This window comes from Streptomyces sp. NPDC051452 (assembly GCF_044454765.1).
Taxonomy (GTDB): domain Bacteria; phylum Actinomycetota; class Actinomycetes; order Streptomycetales; family Streptomycetaceae; genus Streptomyces.
In genome coordinates, this window is the sequence record NZ_JBITEB010000015.1 from 91,968 (window position 1) to 109,998 (window position 18,031).

General features: G+C 72.6%; 16 protein-coding genes. 8 read left to right on the forward strand and 8 right to left on the reverse strand.

All coding sequences use genetic code 11. The features are described from left to right. Window positions 1-487 precede the first annotated feature (487 nt). The 4 genes from modA to ACIBA9_RS29015 all read left to right on the forward strand — a co-directional run bounded on the left by modA (window position 488) and on the right by ACIBA9_RS29015 (window position 3,873). Complete coding sequence (gene modA / locus ACIBA9_RS29000) at window positions 488-1,330, forward strand: molybdate ABC transporter substrate-binding protein (protein ID WP_399367531.1); 843 nt, start codon at window positions 488-490, stop codon at window positions 1,328-1,330. Beyond that, complete coding sequence (gene modB / locus ACIBA9_RS29005; RefSeq protein WP_399367533.1) at window positions 1,327-2,175, forward strand: molybdate ABC transporter permease subunit; 849 nt, start codon at window positions 1,327-1,329, stop codon at window positions 2,173-2,175. The genes modA and modB overlap by 4 nt, the downstream gene beginning before the upstream one ends. Beyond that, window positions 2,172-3,263 (forward strand): ABC transporter ATP-binding protein, encoded by a 1,092-nt coding sequence (locus tag ACIBA9_RS29010; protein WP_399367535.1) that lies wholly within the window; start codon window positions 2,172-2,174, stop codon window positions 3,261-3,263. Before modB ends, ACIBA9_RS29010 begins: the two co-directional genes overlap by 4 nt. 190 nt (window positions 3,264-3,453) lie before the next feature. Further along, entirely contained in the window at window positions 3,454-3,873 is a 420-nt protein-coding gene (locus ACIBA9_RS29015; protein WP_399367537.1) for a molybdopterin-binding protein, read from the forward strand. 7 nt (window positions 3,874-3,880) lie between these two features. Here the strand turns inward: ACIBA9_RS29015 and ACIBA9_RS29020 are convergent, their stop codons facing one another. Next, on the reverse strand, window positions 3,881-5,455 hold the full coding sequence (locus ACIBA9_RS29020; RefSeq protein ID WP_399367539.1) for a hypothetical protein: 1,575 nt from the start codon (window positions 5,453-5,455) through the stop codon (window positions 3,881-3,883). 478 nt (window positions 5,456-5,933) lie between these two features. Between ACIBA9_RS29020 and ACIBA9_RS29025 the strand changes: the two genes are divergently transcribed. Beyond that, window positions 5,934-6,425 carry a DUF1360 domain-containing protein gene (locus ACIBA9_RS29025; protein ID WP_399367541.1) on the forward strand — a complete coding sequence of 164 codons (492 nt, stop codon included), beginning with the start codon at window positions 5,934-5,936 and terminating at the stop codon, window positions 6,423-6,425. Window positions 6,426-6,515: 90 nt separating this feature from the next. Here the strand turns inward: ACIBA9_RS29025 and ACIBA9_RS29030 are convergent, their stop codons facing one another. Next, complete coding sequence (locus tag ACIBA9_RS29030; protein WP_399367543.1) at window positions 6,516-7,253, reverse strand: MgtC/SapB family protein; 738 nt, start codon at window positions 7,251-7,253, stop codon at window positions 6,516-6,518. Between the two features lie 335 nt (window positions 7,254-7,588). On the opposite strand from ACIBA9_RS29030, the gene ACIBA9_RS29035 reads away from it, so the two are divergent. The 3 genes from ACIBA9_RS29035 (at window position 7,589) to ACIBA9_RS29045 (ending at window position 10,898) form a co-directional block, all read left to right on the forward strand. Further along, entirely contained in the window at window positions 7,589-8,023 is a 435-nt protein-coding gene (locus tag ACIBA9_RS29035) for a DUF2267 domain-containing protein (protein ID WP_399367545.1), read from the forward strand. Between the two features lie 525 nt (window positions 8,024-8,548). Further along, window positions 8,549-9,592: an AI-2E family transporter gene (locus ACIBA9_RS29040; protein ID WP_399367547.1), complete on the forward strand. Its 1,044-nt coding sequence runs from the start codon at window positions 8,549-8,551 to the stop codon at window positions 9,590-9,592. A gap of 172 nt (window positions 9,593-9,764) precedes the next feature. Then, entirely contained in the window at window positions 9,765-10,898 is a 1,134-nt protein-coding gene (locus ACIBA9_RS29045) for an aromatic acid exporter family protein (RefSeq protein ID WP_399367549.1), read from the forward strand. Window positions 10,899-11,346: 448 nt separating this feature from the next. Here ACIBA9_RS29045 and ACIBA9_RS29050 read toward each other — a convergent pair whose 3' ends face one another. The 6 genes from ACIBA9_RS29050 to ACIBA9_RS29075 form a co-directional block, all read right to left on the reverse strand. Then, entirely contained in the window at window positions 11,347-12,522 is a 1,176-nt protein-coding gene (locus tag ACIBA9_RS29050) for a PP2C family protein-serine/threonine phosphatase (protein ID WP_399367551.1), read from the reverse strand. Between the two features lie 86 nt (window positions 12,523-12,608). After that, window positions 12,609-13,457, reverse strand: a complete 849-nt coding sequence (locus ACIBA9_RS29055; protein ID WP_399367553.1) for a lysozyme — start codon at window positions 13,455-13,457, stop codon at window positions 12,609-12,611. 125 nt (window positions 13,458-13,582) lie between these two features. Then, window positions 13,583-15,439: a M1 family aminopeptidase gene (locus ACIBA9_RS29060; protein ID WP_399367555.1), complete on the reverse strand. Its 1,857-nt coding sequence runs from the start codon at window positions 15,437-15,439 to the stop codon at window positions 13,583-13,585. Window positions 15,440-15,717: 278 nt separating this feature from the next. Continuing rightward, window positions 15,718-16,389 carry a spherulation-specific family 4 protein gene (locus ACIBA9_RS29065; protein ID WP_399367557.1) on the reverse strand — a complete coding sequence of 224 codons (672 nt, stop codon included), beginning with the start codon at window positions 16,387-16,389 and terminating at the stop codon, window positions 15,718-15,720. Then, window positions 16,386-17,291, reverse strand: coding sequence for an NAD-dependent epimerase/dehydratase family protein (locus tag ACIBA9_RS29070; RefSeq protein WP_399367559.1), 906 nt, complete (start codon window positions 17,289-17,291; stop codon window positions 16,386-16,388). Before ACIBA9_RS29070 ends, ACIBA9_RS29065 begins: the two co-directional genes overlap by 4 nt. Before the next feature lie 7 nt (window positions 17,292-17,298). Further along, a complete protein-coding gene (locus ACIBA9_RS29075) occupies window positions 17,299-18,012 on the reverse strand; it encodes a sugar phosphate nucleotidyltransferase (protein WP_362155985.1) in 714 nt (237 codons plus the stop codon). Window positions 18,013-18,031 lie beyond the last annotated feature (19 nt).

The following is an 18,031-nucleotide window of genomic DNA, read 5'->3' on the forward strand; positions in this document are numbered from 1 at the left end:
AACGCGACCGAGCGGGGTGTCGCCGAAGTGCCCGTCGGCGGCGAACACGACGCCGACCGACGCCGACCGTGCGGGCCGCCGCGTACGACTCCTCGACCCGGTCCACTACCGCATCCAGCGCATCAAGCACTTCACCGGCCGCGATCTGTCCCGCCTTCGTGCGGACCGGCCTGGATCTCCACCCGGGCCACGACTCCCTCCAGCGCCGGTGCCAGCGCCGGTGCCGTCACGATCCCGGCGAGAGGCGAAGCGGGGGTCGGAGGCGGCTCCGGGCACTGATCACGTACGAACGCACATGCGAGCCCAGCCGTTCGGATAGTCGGCTCATGCGATGCGACAGGAGACTTTCTCCTCGCATCTGCGGCATTATCATCAGCGCATGCCCACCTGCCGGGTCGGGGACGCGGCCGCCCTGCCCGGCGTCGGCGCCGACACCGTGAGGAGACCGTGGAGAGGTCCGTTCAGGACCAGAGGGAGTGGACCCGTGATGACCCGTTCCGCCCGCCGGACCCGCCGGATGCTTCAGGCGACCGGCGCAGGCGCCGCCGCCCTGCTGGCCTTGAGTGCCTGTTCCTCGTCCGGCTCGGACGACTCCGGGAAGTCGGGCCCCTCCGCGTCGGCCTCGTCTTCCTCGGGCTCGTCCTCCGGCAAGGTCTCCGGCGAGGTGACGGTGTTCGCCGCCGCCTCGCTGAAGGAGAGCTTCACGACCCTGGGCAAGGAGTTCGAGAAGGCGCACCCCGGCACCAAGGTGACGTTCAACTTCGGCGGCAGCGACACCCTCGCGGCCGGCATCACCGGCGGCGCCCCCGCCGACGTGTTCGCCGCCGCCAGTCCGAAGACGATGAAGATCGTCACGGACAAGGGCGACGCCACCGGCGTCCAGCACACCTTCGCCCGCAACCAGCTGGAGATCGCCACCCTCCCGGGCAACCCCGACAAGCTCTCCTCCCTCAAGGACCTCACCAGGTCAGGCCTGAAAGTCGTCCTGTGCGACAAGAGCGTGCCCTGCGGCGCCGCCGCCCAGAAGGCCCTGGACGCCGCCAACCTCAAGCTGACGCCCGCCTCCTACGAACAGGACGTCAAGGGCGCCCTCAACAAGGTCGTGCTCAAGGAGGCCGACGCCGCGGTGGTCTACAAGACCGACATCAAGGCGGCAGGCGGCAAGGTGGACGGCGTGCAGTTCCCCGAATCCGCCAAGGCCGTCAACGACTACCCCATCACCCTCCTCAAGGACGCCAGGAACACCCAGGCCGCCCAGGCGTTCCTCACCCTCGTCGAGTCCCCCGAGGGCCAGAAGGTGCTGAACCAGGCCGGGTTCCTCAAGCCGTGACCCGGCCCCACCCACCCGGCACCGCGGCCGGCCCCCGCACAGGCCGCCCGCGGTCCCGCCGCGTCCGGGGAGGCGCGCCGCTGCCCCTGCTGCTCCCCGCGCTGATCGGTCTGGTGTTCCTGGCCCTGCCGCTGGTCGCCCTGCTGGTCAGGGCCCCCTGGCGCAGCATGCCCGACCTGCTGACCAGCGCCGAGGTATGGCAGGCGCTCCGGCTGTCCCTGGTCTGCGCGACGGCGGCGACCGCCGTGAGCCTGGTGGTCGGCGTTCCGCTGGCCTGGCTGCTGGCGCGGGTGGAGTTTCCCGGGCGCGGGATCGTCCGCGCGCTGGTGACGCTGCCCCTCGTGCTGCCTCCGGTGGTGGGCGGTGTGGCCCTGCTCATGGCGCTGGGCCGCAACGGCGTGGTCGGCAAGTGGCTGGACAGCTGGTTCGGGGTCACCCTGCCGTTCACCACGACCGGGGTGATCATCGCGGAGGCGTTCGTCGCGATGCCGTTCCTGGTCATCAGCGTGGAGGGCACGTTGCGCGCGGCCGATCCGCGCTACGAGGAGGCGGCCACCACGCTGGGCGCCTCCCGCTTCACCGCGTTCCGCCGGATCACCCTGCCGCTGATCGCGCCCGGCATCGCCGCGGGCGCGGTCCTGGCCTGGGCCCGTGCGCTGGGCGAGTTCGGCGCCACGATCACCTTCGCCGGCAACTTCCCCGGCCGCACCCAGACCATGCCACTCGCCGTCTACCTCGCCCTCCAGGACGACCCTGAGGCGGCGATCGCGCTCAGCCTGGTCCTGCTCGCCGTGTCGATCGCGGTGCTGGCGGGCTTGCGGGACCGATGGATGACCGTCTCATGACCGGCACTCGCAAGGCCGTGCGGGACGCCGTCGACGCGCAGCGCCCGGCCGGCGCCGGGCTGGACGCCCGGCTGGTCGTCGAGCGCGGCGCCTTTCGCCTCGACGTACGACTGGCGGCGGCCCCCGGTGACGTCGTCGCCCTGCTCGGCCCCAACGGCGCCGGGAAGTCCACGGCGCTGCGCGCACTCGCCGGACTGATGCCCCTGACAGGTGGTCACCTCCGGCTGGATGGCGCCGAGTTGGACCGTACGCCTCCGCATGCGCGCCCGGTGGGGGTCGTCTTCCAGGACTATCTGCTCTTCCCGCACCTGTCCGCCGTCGACAACGTGGCCTTCGGGCCGCGCTGTCACGGTGTGCCGAAGGCCGAGGCGCGGGCGCAGGCCGCCGCGTGGCTGGAGCGCATGGGTCTGGCCGGGTACGGCTCGGCGAAACCCCGACGGCTCTCCGGTGGCCAGGCCCAGCGCGTCGCCCTCGCCCGCGCCCTGGCCACACACCCCCGGCTGCTGCTCCTGGACGAGCCGCTCGCCGCCCTCGACGCCCGCACCCGTCTCGAGGTCCGCGCCCGGCTCCGCCGGCATCTCGCCGACTTCGAGGCGGTCGCGGTGCTCGTCACCCACGATCCGCTGGACGCCATGGTCCTGGCCGACCATCTCGTGGTCATAGAGGACGGCGGTATCGTCCAGGAAGGCGCCCCCGCCGACATCGCCCGTCACCCGCGCACCGACTACATCGCGCATCTGGTCGGCCTCAACCTCTACCGGGGGCAGGCCGGGGGGCGCACGGTCCGCGTCGAGGGCGGCGCCGGGATCACCGTCACCGACAAGCTCACCGGCCCGGTGTTCGTCGCGTTCCCGCCGAGCGCCGTGACCCTGCACCGGGATCGCCCGGACGGCTCCGCCGTCAATCTGTGGCCGTGCGAGGTGGCCGGTCTGGAGACCCACGGCGACCGGATCCGCGCCGATCTCACCGGTGAGCTGCCTCTGGCCGCCGATCTGGCCACGGTCGCCGCCGCCGAGCTGGACCTGCGCCCCGGGGCGACGGTCTGGGCGGCGGTCGCCGCGGAGAAGACGCACGCGTATCCCGCCTGAGGCGTCCGGGGCGGCGGCAGGAGTGGTGGAGCCGGCCGCCCGGGCCGTCGCGCCGTATCCGCGAGGCGTTGATCGACTATCGCCTCGCGGCTGCGGCGGTGTCCGCACGGGGGTGTCCGAGCCGGACTACGGTGGGCCACGCGCCGACCGGGAAGCCGGTACGTCACCCTATTTCACGAGGTGTTCCACCATGACTCTGAGCATCCGCAACCAGCTCCCCGGCACCGTCACCTCCCTCACCCCGGGCGAGGCGATGGCGACGGTCAAGGTTCGTCTCGACGGCGGTCAGGACGTCACCGCCGCCATCACCCTCGACGCCGTCGAGGACCTCGGGCTCGCGGAGGGCTCCGCGGTGCGCACCCTGGTCAAGGCCACGGAGGTCGCGCTGGCCACCGGGCCGGTCACGGGACTGTCCATCCGCAACCGGCTGTCCGGCACCGTCCGTGACGTCGCGGCGGGCGCCGCCATGGCCACGGTCCGGGTGGCGGTGGAGGGCGGCGAACTGACGGCCGCCATCACCAAGGACGCGGCCACCGACCTCGGCCTGGCCGAGGGCTCCGCCGTCACCGTCCTGTTCAAGTCGACCGAGGTCTCGCTCTTCGCCGTGTGACGGCCGGTCAGTAGCCGGAGCCCAGGGTCCGGGTCGTGTAGGCGCACTCCGTGTACAGGTAGCCGGAGCGGAGCCTGGCGGTGTCCGAGGCCGGGGTGGCGCTGCCGGCGCCGTGCGGCTTGTGCACGAAGTACGTGGTGCCGGCGGGCAGTTCGATGGTGCGCTGCGGATAGTTCCGGCTGCTGTCGTTGCACGGTTTGAATCCGACGATCAGCGTGGTGGCCAGTGAGTACGACGTGCAGCTGCCACAGCCCTTGAGGGTGAAACTGCCGGTGACCGGGCCGGTGTAGAGGACGGTGATGTCGTCGGGGCTGTCGTTCTTGACGGTCACGGAGATGCTGCCGCCGGAGGCGGTGCCGGGCAGCTTCCTACCGGCGGCCGGGAGCGTCTGGGCGACCTCGGCCGCTATGGCGATCTTCCGCGCGCGGGCCCGTCGCGCGTCGTGCTTGTTGTCCGAGACGAACTGTTCCATGGTCTTGCGCGCGGCGTCGAAGTCACCGTCCTTGTACTGGTCGACGCCGCACGAGTACTCCCCCGCGTCGCCGCTCTTCCCCGCGCGCCCGGCGGCCTTCGCCAAGCCGGCGGCCGCGTCGCCGGAGGAGGTCGCCAACTCGCCGATGCGGGTGTTCAGGTCCCGCAACCGCCCGACGGCTGCGCAGGGTTCGCCGCCGCCGACCGCCTTCCCCGCCCGGGAGACCGCGGCGTCGACGGCGGGTACCACCTTGGCGGCCGGACCGGATCCCGGGAAGGTGTCGAGCAAATCACCGAAGCGGGTGACCCAGTCCGCCTCGCCGGCCGCCAGGCGCCGCGCCCCGCACTCGTACAGTGAATCGGCCAGGCGGTCGTCCGGCCACCGGGCCAGCGATCCGAGCCGCTCCTTCGGCATGGTGCGGGGCACCGAGCGCAGATACGTGAGGGGCGCCACGGCCGCGCAGTAGTCCCGGTGTGCGTAGGCCGAACCGACGGTCTCGTAGTAGGTCCGCATGCGGTCGGGGACCTGCCGGGCCGCGCGGGAGCCGGAGTGCTCCACGGCGAGGTCGCGGTAGACGTCGAGGGCGGTCCGGTAGTCCGCGGACACGGCGGTGAACGACTGCCCGCCGCTCTTGGCCACCAGCCGGTCGGCCTGGTGCAGACGGTCCAGCAGGGCCTGTTCCACGGCCTCGTCGTGGGCGTCCTGGTACCAGAGCGCGCCACCGGCCGGCACGGCGAGCAGCAGCACGCCCAGCAGGGCGGCCAGCGGCGCGTTGCCCGGCCGGGCGAGGCGGGTGCGCAGTCCGACGAGACCGCCGTGGACGGCCGCGAGCAGCAGGAACACCCCGTATCCGACGACCACGCCGACCGGGGCGCCATCGGCGTCCGCGGGCAGCACCGCGAACAGCAGGACGCCGGTGGCCAGCCAGCAGAGGACCATCGGCAGCCGGCGCCGCAGGGCCGCGTACCCGAGCCCCAGGCCGCTCAGGTTGAGCAGCGCGACCGCCACGGCCCGCAGCGCGTCCGGCGGTGCGGGCGGCGGGCTCGACGGCATCGGCGGCAGCGGTGGGCCGGCGAATCCCTGATCCGGACCGTACGGGCCTGCGGACATGACGACTCCCCCCGTCGACCGCGCGTCCCCCATGACCGCGGACTCGCAGTGTACGGGCGCGTGCACCCACTCGACAGAGGGCGAACGACCCGCGACCGCAGGGACCGGTTCCACGACCCCGCCGCGCGGGTACGCGCCCACGCCGACCGTCCGCCGGAGGCGCTGGTGGCGGCGCTGCCCCATGACCTCCTGCGCCATGTCCACGGCGACCTGGAAGACGACGGGGCCTTGGTGGCGCTGGAACGCCTGCCCGTGGCGCAGCCGTCACCGGACGGTCGCGCACGAGCCACCCGGCCCGGCCAAGGACCGCGCCGCCTCGGCCGACCGGCGTCCGGTGGTCCGGCGGCGAGCGGACTGCCCGGTTCGGACCGACGTTCGCCCCCAGGGGCCGCGTGTCGGCCCCTCCCCCCGGGGAACCCGGGGCGGACACGCCGCATGGCGGTGCACGCGATACCCGTACCGGGGCCTGGGAGGTCTGATGACGACGGACGCCACACACTACGACGAACAGGGCGAAGTCCCACTGGGCGGCTATGCCGTGCTCGCCTCCGTGTTCGTGGCGAGCGCCGGTACGTTCGCACTGGTCGCCCGGCGGCGCGGTGTACGGCTGCCGCAGGAGGTGCCGCCGTGGGACGTGGCGCTCATGGGCGTGGCGACGTACAAGGCGTCACGTCTGCTGACCCGCGACAAGATCACGAGCTTTCTCCGGGCGCCGTTCACGCGCCGCGCGGGCCAGGGCGAGGCCGCTGAGGTCATGGACGAGCCCCGAGGCAGCGGGGTCCGGCGGGCGGTCGGCGACCGGCTGTGCTGCCCGTTCTGCGTCTCCGCCTGGGCGGCCGGGGCGCTGGTGGGCACGTATGCGACGAATCCCCGGCTCACCCGGCTGGTCTGCGGTGGCTTCGGGGCGCTGACCGTCGCGGACTGGATGCAGTACGCCTGGACGTGGACCCAGCAGACGACCGAGAGCTGAGCGGCCCTCGCGCCCCCGCTGGCTCGGGATCGGTCGTCCGGCGTGCGGCCGTGCGCCCGCCTTCGGCTATGGGGCTTTGGGGCTATGGGACTATTCGTCGTCCGCCGCCGTGCTCATCTCGACGTCGAGTACGCCCTGCTCCTGGAACAGGTCCGACGTCAGCCGCACGGGGTCCGCGGTGCCCTCCAGCTCCAGCAGCACCCGGGCGGCGTCGTCCGCACGGCCCGGCAGGTGTTCCACCTTGACCTGAAGGATGCGGAAGCCGCGCCGGGTGCAGGTCTGCATCAGGCGCGGCAGCAGCGCGGAGCCGGTCCGGTAGGTCAGCCGTGCCTCGAAGGTGGCGGCGGCCGTACCGGGTATCAGGCGGGAGGAGAACCGGGGGTAGCCGCGCGCCACCAGGAAGTGCAGCGCCGTCACCACCAGCGCGAGGATGGGCAGCCCGCCACCGCAGGCCATTCCGACCGCGCAGGTCAGCCAGATGGTGGCCGCCGTCGTCAGACCTCGCACCGCGTCCCTGCGTACGAAGATCAGCCCGCCGCCGATGAACCCGATGCCGGAGACGATCTGCGCGGCGACCCGGGAGGGGTCGAAGGACACGTTCTCCAGCCCGAGCACCGCGCTGAAGCCGTGCTGGGAGACCTCCATCATGAGCGCGCTCGCGATGCCGACCAGCGTGTGCGTGCGCAGGCCGGCACTCTTCTGCTGCGCCGCGCGCTCCCAGCCGATCAGGGTCGACAGCAGGAGTGCCAGCCCCAGCTCTGCCAGCTGCCGTGGTCCCTGGCCGTTGTGGATGTCCCACAACGGTGCCGCCAGCCCAGCTCCTGCCATGTACACCTCGCACGTCGCTCTTGCGATCGATGGTCCGCCGCGACGCCTACCCCGTGCCGGGACGACGACGCTCCGGCCCGGGCCTCCGCCACGGCGCCGGCTCATCGGCCGCGCCGGCCGCTGTTCAGGGGGTACTCGCAAGGACCCGCGGGCGGGACGACGGACGTACCGCGCGCAGAGGGCCTCCCGACGAGAGACGGACGTGGCACACGGATACAGCTTCCCGACGAGGGGACGGTCGCACCACCCGAAGGAAGCTTCCGGGCGGGAGAGGAAACGTGCGGGAGAGGAAACGTCTCGTGTCGAGCGGTCCTCCTGACGAAGGGACCGGTCCCATGCATCACGACGAGCTGATCGGCAAGGTGCAGTCGCTCGCCCACCTGCCCGACCGGGATTGCGCCGAGCGGGCCGCGCACGCGGTTGTGAGCACGCTGTCGGAGCGGTTGCCGGCCGGACTGGCCCGGCATGTGGCCGCCCAGTTGCCGCCCGGCATGGCGGCGGCGATGCGGGAGGCGGCCGACGCGTCCGGGGCGGACGCCGGTACGGCGGGTGAGAAATTCGGTCTGATCGCCTTCGCCGGACGCGTCGCCGTGCGGACGGGCACCGACGAGGACGCCGCGCTGCGGGAGACCGCCGCCGTCCTGGAGGTGCTCGACGCCGCGCTCGCTCCGGAGCTGATGGAGCGGATGGCCGACGCGCTGCCCTCGGACATCCGCGAGCTGCTGCCCGTGGGCCGCGCGGCCGAGGGCGCCGGGCAGGAACCCGGCTGAGCACGACCGGCGGGCCGGCGGTTCAGTGACGGCCCGCCCTCACCCGACGATGTCGGTGGGGGCGCGCGGGACGTGCACTCGCGGGTCTGGCGACCCACAGGTCCTCGACCCGGTCCAGCCCGTACAGCAGGATGCTGAGGACGGGAAGCAGCAGAATCGCGATGATGATCACTGGAGGTGCCCCCTCCGAGGCGACGACACCCGCCGAGTGCCCTTCCCGGACGCGCCCACCCCCGACGGTTGTGAAGGTCCTGTGACCGCCCCGCCCACGGTTGGCGGCGACCGACGGGCGCGTTGCCCGGCTCGCTCCCCGCCCGGCGCTTACGGTTCTGTCGAGCTGACCGGCGGTTGTGACCGGCCGTCGGCGATCAGGGCGCGGAGCAGGCGGGAGCAGTGGTGGGCGATGCGCGTCGACGAGTGACCTGGCCCGCGGGGCGGCGCCGGACGGAAGCCGTGATCCTGGGCAGCCGGCCCGCGTACTCCGTTCGCCTCCCGGCGTCCGCGCGCGCCGGGGCCGAGGTGCCGGTGGCCGAACGGACGGTGCCGTGGTTGCGGATCACCGCGGCCTACGCCTGGCGGCTCATCCTCGTCGGCATCGTCGTCTACGGCGTCTTCAGCATCCTCGGCAGCTTTCAGCTCATCGCCGTCGCCCTCTTCCTCGCGCTGGTCGTGACGTCCGTGCTGCGCCCGGTGGCCGATCTGCTGAGCCGGGTGCTGCCGAGGCCGCTGAGCGTGGCGGTGGCCCTCGTGGGCAGCCTGTTGCTCCTGCTGGCGCTGCTCGCCCTGGTCGGCAACACGGTGGCGGACGAGTGGCCCCGGCTGGTGGACGACTTCCGGGGCGGTGTGCACCGGATCCAGGACTGGCTGCAGCGGCCGCCGTTCCGCCTCGGTCCCGGCAAGCTGTCCGACCTGCAGAACCAGCTGACGCGCTATGTCACCGCACACCGGTCGGCCCTGCTGAGCAGCGCCGTCAACGAGTTCGGCCGGGTGGTGGAGGTGGTCACGGGCGGCGCCCTGGCGCTGTTCGCCTCGGTGTTCTTCATCCATTCCGGCGAGCATCTGTGGGCCTGGGCGCGCGACCAGTTGTTGCCGAGCGGTGCCCGCGGGTCCTGGGACCGGGTGGGGCGGGCGGCCTGGCGGACCTTCGCCGGGTACACGCGCGGCATCATCATCGTCGCCGCCACCAACGCCGTGCTGGTCGGTGTCGCCCTGCTGGTGCTGCGGGTGCCGCTCGCGCTGCCGCTGGCGCTGCTGGAGTTCTTCGCCGCGTTCGTGCCGCTGGTGGGTTCGCCGGTCGCGCTCGGGGTCGCCACGATCGTCGCGCTCGCCGGACGCGGGCCCATCACGGCCGCCGCCGTGCTGGTGCTCATCGTCGTGATCGGCCAACTGGAAGGGCATGTGCTGCATCCGCTGGTGCTGAGCTGGGCGGTGCGGCTGCATCCGCTGGTCGTCGCGGTGTCCGTCATCGCGGGCAGCATCGTCTCGGGGGTGATCGGCGCCGTGGTGGCGGTCCCGCTCGTCTCCGTGGTCTGGTCGGTGCTGAAGGCCCTGCGCGCGACACCACGGTGACAAGCCCGACTGTGACAAGCCCGAACATGCGATCAAGGAGCAGGACGACCGCGGAGTCGCCGTCGTCGCGGCGCGGGCGGTCGCGACGGATGTGACGTGCGCCTGGTTCCGGGTTCTCGCGGCATGGAGCGGCGCCCGTGGTGGCACCCGGAGCGGCGTGCGTGGGATACGAATGACGTGGCAGGGGCTGTGCCGTGATGTGGCCGGCGCGGCGAACGCGGCCCGCCGGGCCTGGGCGGGGCCGTGCCGGGAGCGTGACCTGGGTGTCCAGGCGTTGAAGGCGGCGCTGGCCGCGTGGGTGGCATGGGCGGTGTCCGGCTGGTGGCTGCACGCGCCGGTGGCGTTCGTGGCGCCATGGGTCGCGGTGGTACTGGTGGAGTCGACCGTGTACCGGTCGATCGCCCACGGGTTGCAGCAGTTGGCGGCGATCGCGGCCGGCACGGTCGTGGCCACCGCGGTCGCGCTGGTGCTGCACGACACGGTCGTCGCCATGGCGGTGGTCCTGCCCCTCGTGCTGCTGCTCGGCCAGTGGGCGCGCCTGGGCAGTCAGGGCATCTACGCGGCCACCGGTGCCCTCTTCGTCCTGACCAACGGGTCCGTATCCGTCGCCACCTCCGCGGCCCGCCTCGGCGAGGCGCTGTTCGGGGCGGCGGTCGGCATCGCCGTCAACGCACTCGTCCTGCCGCCGTTGTATCTGCGCGACAGCCGTACCGTGCTCAAGGACGCCACCGAGGAGGCCCACGACATCCTGCGGGACGTGGCGGACGGCCTGGCCGAGGGAGACTGGGACACCGAGCGGGCCGGTTCCTGGCACGAGCGGGCCCTGCGACTGCACCGGCTCGTGGAACAGGCCCACTCGTCGGTCGAGTGGGGCCGGGAGAGCATGCGCGGAAACCTGCGCCACCGCCGGGTCGGCACCGGAGCGCCCGGGGGCAAGCAGTACGACGACGCGATCACGGTCCTGGACTACGCGGCCGTCCACACCGCGGGAGTGACCCGGACGGTGCTGGAGGCCGCCGACGAGGACCGCTCGGCGCCCCGGCCCGACCCCGAACTCGCACGCCGCTACGCCACGTTCCTGAACCAGACCGCCCACGCCCTGCGGCTCTACAGCCACAGCCGGTTCGCCGACGAGGGCGAGGACGAACTGCGCGACGCCGTGGCGGAGCTGCGCGGCACCCTCCAGGACCTGCGCCGCGGTCTGGCCCGCCCCCTGACGGACGACCCGGACCAGCTCGCCACGTACGGCACACTCCTCGCACAGGCCCGCCGACTGGCCGACCAGCTGGTCATCTCGGGAGGCTGACCGACACGGGGCGCGGACGGTCCGGATCGGGTGAAGGTCTGCCCGGCCGGCCGGTCCGCGTTGATCAGGCTCACCGCGAACAGTGCGGCCGGCACCACGGCCGGCGGCGGCACGAGGGTACGGGCCTCCTGCCGGCCGGTGGCGCGGGAGAGCCCGGACAGCACCGGCGCGGTACCCGGCATGGCGGCGCCGAGCAGCCTGGGGCTCGGCGGCCCCGGTGACGGCCAGGCGCTCTGGTCGTGCCCGGTGCGGGCGAGGGCCGTGAGCGCCCCGCCGCCCAGCGCCTTACCAGCGGGCCGGCCCTTGTCGGCCGGGGTCGCCGTGCCGGCCGTCGTGGTCGCGGGCAGGTCAGCCGCCCGTCAGCCATGCCGCCGAGCGCGCCGCCACCCGTTCCCCGGGCGACCCGGCCGGGGAACGAAGGATGGAAGCGGCGGCTCGGCGGGGCGGCTCAACAGGCCCGCTGCCACTCGAACATCAGGATCGTGGCGTCGTCGCGGAGCCGGCTGTCCCCGGAGTCCAGCAGCGAGTGGATCAGGCGCCTCAGCGTCTCGGGGGCCAGCTCGCCGGTGGCACTGGCACGGATGACGTAGTCGGCGAAGCGTTCCAGGCCGAGCAGCCTCCCGTCGGCCGTACGCGCCTCGATGACACCGTCGGTGTAGAGCAGTACCCGGTCCCCCGGCTGGAGCCGTGTCTCGTGCACCCGGCGGTCCCGCGAGGCAAGCAGCGAGCGCAGCCCCATGGGTGGATCGGCCTCGCGGACCAGCGCGTCGGCCATCAGCCGCTGGTCGCGGATGAGAAGCGGCGCGGGGTGACCGCAGTTGCTCCACTTCAGGACGCCGGTGGTGAAGTCGAGCTGGGCGAGGATCCCGGTGCAGAACTGCTCCGGCAGCCACCGGCCGAGCGCCTCGTCCACACTGTCCATGAGGGTGCCCAGGTCGGCGCCGCTGCGCCGGGCGTTTCGGCAGGCCGCCAGGGCCACCGCGCTGGTCAGTCCGGACAGGAGGTTGTGCCCCATGGCGTCCAGCACGACCGTGTGCAGGACGGTGTCGGTCAGGGAGTGGTCGAAGGCGTCGCCGCCGATGTCGTAGGCGGGTTCGAGGACGGCGGTGGAGACGACATGGGTGTTGCCGATCGTGCGCGGCGGCAGGAAGGCACGCAGCATCTCCGTCGGCAGGCTCATGGCCTCGGTGCGGGTCCGCCGTACGAAGGAATCCTTGTAGGCACGCTTGGTGGTGATCATCATCGCCAGGAGAGAGGCGAGGGCCCGGCCCTGACGCAGCGAGACCGGGGTCAGCTCCGCCGCGTGGACGGCGAGCACGCCGAGCCGTTCGGCGCCGTCCAGCAGGGGGAACCAGGCCGTCATTCCGTGCCGGTCGGACTCCTCCACGCGCAGCGACTGCGTGCGGTAGCACCATCCGGCGAGCGAGTCGTCGATGGACATGCCGGGGGCGACCTCGGTGAGCGGCACGAGATGACGCTGTTGCAGGTCGGCCAGGTAGACCACGGCGTGCCGCAGGCCCAGCGCCTTGGTGCAGTGGGCCACGGCACTCGCCAGACTGACGGTGCAGTGAGCGGGGTCGGCGAGGAAGTCCTCGAGCGGCGCGCCGCCCGGCCGTGCCGTCACCTCACCATCACCGCCCCTGGACCGGTCGACTTCCCAGCAGTCTCACATCCGCGACGACCTTCCGCACCCCGCGGGCCGGGGGCGGGTCAGCCGGTGGCGAAGTCCTTGAGCTGGGACAGGCCGCCGTTGAAGCGGTCGTGGTCCCCCACCGTCTTCCCGGTGGAGGTGTACTGCCACATCGTGTACGACGACCAGCCCGAAGGGAGGGTTCCCGCGGTGGAGGCGTAGCGGGCGATCCAGAGCGGGTTGGTCGCGGCGAAGCCCGCGTAGTTTCCGGTGCAGTCGGTCCACCAGCTGGTGGCCGTGTAGATGACGGCGGCGCGGCCGGTGCGGGACTTGTAGCGGTTGAGGAAGTCGCGCACCCAGGTGACCATCGCGCTCTTGGACTTGCCGTAGCAGGCGTCGCCGTAGGGGTTCCACTCGATGTCGAGGACACCGGGAAGCGTCTTGCCGTCCTTGGACCAGCCGCCGCCGTGATCCACGAAGTAGTCGGCCTGAGTGGCGCCGCCCGTGGTGTCCGGGGTGGCGAAGTGATAGGCGCCGCGGACCATGCCGACGTCGTACGAGCCGTTGTACTGCTGGGTGAAGTAGGGGTTCTTGTAGTACGTCCCCTCCGTGCCCTTCGTGTAGGCCCACTTCGTGCCGGCGCTCCACAGGGTCGGCCAGGCGACGTTGCCCTGGTAGCTGGAGACGTCCACGCCTTCCGTCTGGGTCACTCGGTTTCCGGTGGTCGAGGAGTCGTCGGGAGGGGCGCTCCCGTCGTGGGCGAGGACGCCCATGCCCATGTAGGCGCTGCCCCGGGCGGGGGTGCCCGGCGCCGTCGCTGCGGGCGCCGCCGGGACGGACAGGGTGAGGAGGAGGCCGGTCAGGGCGGCCGTGAGGGCCGGGCGTGAGCGGCTGCGGTGAGGGCTTATGGGACTTTCCACGAGGTCCATCTGACCCGCGGTCGGGCGGCACCGCACTCCGGGTGCCGCCCAACTGGGCCATCCCGGCCCGCGTTTGGTCCATACGGGTGGCTCCGGCCGGCCGGGGGCGGCGCCCGCGGCCGGCCGGCTCCGGGTCAGCCGTCGATGCGGTGCTGGGTCCAGAAGGAGGTGAGGTCCGTGCTCGTGGCGGCCTGGGCCGCCGCCTTGAACTCGGCCGTGGTGGAGACGCCGTACCAGTGGGCGCTCGCGTAGTCCTTCAGCAGCTTGGTCATGGCCGTGTCGCCGATGAGCCGCCGCAGGTCGTGCAGGGCGCACTTGCCGTAGCCGTAGACGACGGTGGAGTAGCGCGAGGAGTGGGCGTCCCAGTACGCCATCGAATTGGTGATCTTCTCGGCGCTGGAGGCCCAGGAGACGCCGCTCCAGCAGTTGCCGCCGGTGCTGCCGAGGGCGAGGTCGGTGGAGTAGTCGGCGAAGGCCTCGTCGAGCCAGGGGCTGTTGTACTCGTCGTCGCCGACGATGCCGTACCACCACTGGTGGCCGATCTCGTGGGTGAGGGCGGTGGTGCTGACCAGGTCCAGGACGAACCCGGGGTACTCCATGCCGCCGAACCAGTAGTTGTTGTCGATGACGGCGTCCAGCTCGCCGTAGGGGTAGGCGCCGAAGCGGGCCCCGTGTGCGTCCACGGCGGTCTTGGCGGTGCTGAGCATGGACTGGGCGCTGGAGGAGCTGATGCCCGAGACGGAGTAGACGTTCACCGGGACACCGGCGGCCGAGGTGCCGGAGATCTTGCTGAAGGGGCCGGCCGCCCAGGCGAAGTCGCGGACCTTGGCGGCGGTGGCCGTGGTGATCGTGCGGCCGCTGGAGCCGGGGGTGTCGGTGGAGGTGCCGGTGGCCGGGACGAGCAGGGTGCTGGGGTGGTCGAGGGTCACCTTGAAGTCGGCGGCCAGGGAGTAGAAGGACTCACCGTTGTTGGTATACGGGTCCAGGTGCCAGCCGGCGGCGTCGCGGATCGCGAGGACGGGCAGGGCGTTGCCGATGAAGCTGAAGGCACCGTCGTGACCGAAGCGGTCGGCGCCGCTGGGCACGGTGATGCCGAGGTCGAAGCCGACCGTGGCGCTCTGGCCCTGGGCGAGCGGTGACGGCAGGGTGATCTTCAGGGCGGTGCAGGCCACGGAGGGACTGCCGGCAGTGCCGCCGGTGACGTTGGTGACCTTGATCGGCATCGCGTCGCAGGTGCCGTGGTAGTTGTCCCACAGCCGCAGGTAGACCTCGCCGAGCGCGGTGGCGGAGGCGTTGGTGAAGGTGGCGCTCTCGTGCCCGTTCCAGACGGTGCCGCTCGTGTCGCTGCTGAGACTGACGGTGTACGAGGGTGCCGCCGGGGTGCGGGTGGAGTCGGCGGGCGGTGGTGTGGTGCCGCCGGAGGTGTCCAGGGCGATGTCGTCGAGGACGAAGCTGGTCTGGAGGCTCGAGTCCTCGGTGCCGGTGAAGGACAGGTCGACGGTCTGACCCGCGAACGAGGACACGTCGACCGACTTCTGTACGTAGCCGGTGTTCTTGTCGAGGTTCGAGTAGGTGGCCAGCGTCGTGCCGCCGATCTTGGCCGTCAGCTTGTCGTACGCGGTGGACGACGTCGTCTCGGCGGTGTCGATGTGCAGCCAGTAGGTGAGGGTGGCGCCGGCGCACCCGGACGGGATGGTGACGCTCTGGGTGAGGGTGTCGGTGTGGGTGCGGCCGACGCCGTCGAGCCAGGCGTAGGAGGCGCCGCCGTGGGCGCTCTGTCCGGAGCGGCTGGTGATCACCGTGGACGAGGAGGCGGTCCACGGTGATGTGCCGCTCTCGAAACCGCCGTTGTTCACCACCTGGGCCGGAGTACAGGAGGCGGGGGCCGTGGCCGGTCGGGCCGCGGCGGGTGTGCCGGGGAGCACGAGGGCGGCGACCGCGGCGACGGCGAGCACGCCGGTGCCGAGGGCCTTGTGGGGGGTCGGTCTCACACGCTACTCCTTTGCGGCGGCCGGGGTCCCGGCCTGCTCGAAGACCGCCCGGCCGGCTGGGGTACGCCGGGGCGGCCGTGGACGCACTTGCGCGTTCGGGTACGGAGGAGCCCGTCGCGCCCTTCTGGGGTCAGGGCGGCGACTGCCGAAAGAGTGACAGATTTGACCGGTCCATGCCAGAGAGGGGGTGAGCGCACCCGCCTCCCCACGCCACCGCGGGATGGGACGGCGCGCAGGGGATCGAAGACGGCCCGCGGGCGGCCAGGACGCGGGGCGCCTCAGTCCTCCGCACCCGCCCCGCCGGTCAGGGCCGGGCTCAACGCGGCCCAGGGGTTGGGTGGTTCGCCCGAGACCGGCCCGCACACCGCCGCGCACCGCTCGTGTGCGGTGCGCACGGCGAGCGGGACGAGCGCCTCGGGGACGCCGTACACGAGGTGGCACAACCGCTCGGGCGGGTGGCGGGTGGTCCAGCCGGGCCGGGTGAACGCCGAGACGTACGTGGCCCAGTGGCCCTCGAAGGTGACGGTCAGGTCGGCGAGACGGGCGTAGCCCGGCGCCGGGTGGACGCCCGGGTTGAGGGCGACGGTCCCGGCGCCGAGCCGGCGCATGTCCCGGACCAGGCGCCGGCAGGCCGGCAGGCCCGCCGGGTCGGCGGTGACGCGGTCGAGGAAGCAACCCTCGACCGCGTACCACTCCCGGTGCCGGCGCATGTCCTCGACGATCTCCGCCCGGTCCCGTACGCCGTAGTCGGTGTCGACGTACCCGAGCAGACGGGCGCCGGCCGCCGCCAGGGCCCGGGCGGCCGCGGTGAACGCCGGGTCCGGGGCCTCACCCGGTCCGCTCGCGGGGTTGAGGACCACCGCGTAGGTGCGGGCGGCCGACAGGATCAGCCGGTGCCAGGCACCGGGATCCTCGGCCGGATGCACGTACAGCGGTATCAGCAGACTCACGGCCGCGATCCGCTCTCCTCGGTGGCCGCCCACAACGCGTCCAGCGCGTCGTCCAGGTCGTGGGCGGGACGCCAGCCGAGGGCCCGGTCGGCGGCGGTGATGTCGGAGCACTGCCACGACACCCGGGCCGAGCGCGCCGATCCGCCGGTGTTCTCCTGCAACCTCCCCCGGAATCCGGACCGCCGGGCCAGCCCGTGCACCAACTGCCGTACGGGCACGGCCGTTCCGCCACCGACGTTGAGCACCGGCGGCAGTCGGCCGGAGGTGGTGACCGCGACGGTCACCGCGCCGGCGACGTCCCGTACGTCGACGAAGTCGCGGTACGCCGACAGGTCCCCCAGCCGCAGCACCGCCTCGGGATCGCGGCCGGCAGAGCGGAGCAGGTCGACCATCCGGCCGGGCAGACCGGCCAGGGGCGCGCCGGGACCGACCGGGTTGCCGACGCGCAGCACCACCGCGTCCAGGGCGGCGGAGGCCACCGCCAGGGTGCCGGCGAGTTTCGTCGCGCCGTAGGGGGTGACCGGGCAGGCGGGTGTCGACTCGGTGACCGGGACGTCCGGGATGCCGATCCCGTACTCGGCGGCCGAACCGAGGTGCACCAGGCGGGCCGTGGGGGCCGCCTCGCGCAGCGCGGCGCACAGCGCGGCGGGGCCGCGGGTGTTGACCTCGGCCAGGGTCACCGGGTCTCCGCCGATGGCGCCCGCGCAGTTGACCACGGCGTCGGGCGCGGCCGCCGCCAGGGTCTTCGCGAGCCGCTCCGGCCGGTCGGTGGCGAGGTCGATCCGGAACTCGGCCCTCTGGGAACGGCCGGTGGCGAGGATCTGCGCGCCCGGGAGGGCGCGCAGCCGCTCGGCCACATGGCGGCCCAGATATCCGGTGCCGCCAAGGACGAGAATGCGCATGTGGTACTCAGGCTCCCTTGAGCAGCAGGGACTTGCGGCTGGTGAACTCGGCGTTGGCCCGGTCGTAGTCGTCGGGGCGGCCGATGTCCAGCCAGTAGCCGTCGAACTCGTAGGCGTGCGGCGGGGTCTGGACCCTCAGGAGGTCCAGGACCAGTTCGTCGAAGCCGAGCGGCAGGCCGGGGGTGTAGCCGTCCAGGGTGTCCCGGCTGAGGCCGTAGACGCCCATGGAGACCCGGTAGTCCATGCTGGGCTTCTCGGTGAACGCGACCACCCTGCTCGCGTCGGTGGTGAGGACGCCGAAGTCGATGTGCACCTTGCGGGCGTAGGTGGCGATCGTCAGGGGCGCGCCCGACTGCACGTGCCGGCCCAGTACGTCGGCGTAGTCGAGGTCGGTGAGGACGTCGCCGTTCATCACGAGGAACGTCTCGGGCAGCCGGTCTCTCAGATTGAGCAGTGGCCCCATGGTGCCCAGTGGGCTCTCCTCGGTGGCGTAGTCGATGCTCATGCCCCACTGCGAGCCGTCGCCGACGTATGCGCGGATGATCTCGCCGAGGTGGCCTATGGCGATGGTGCAGCGGGTGAAGCCCGCCGTCGACAGCTGGCGCAGCACGATCTCCAGGATGGCGTGCTGGTCGCCGATGGGGACGAGCGGCTTGGGCAGCGCGGTGGTGTAGGGCCGCAGCCGGACACCCTTGCCTCCGGCCAGAATCACTGCGTGCATGGGGCTCCTCTTTCGGGGA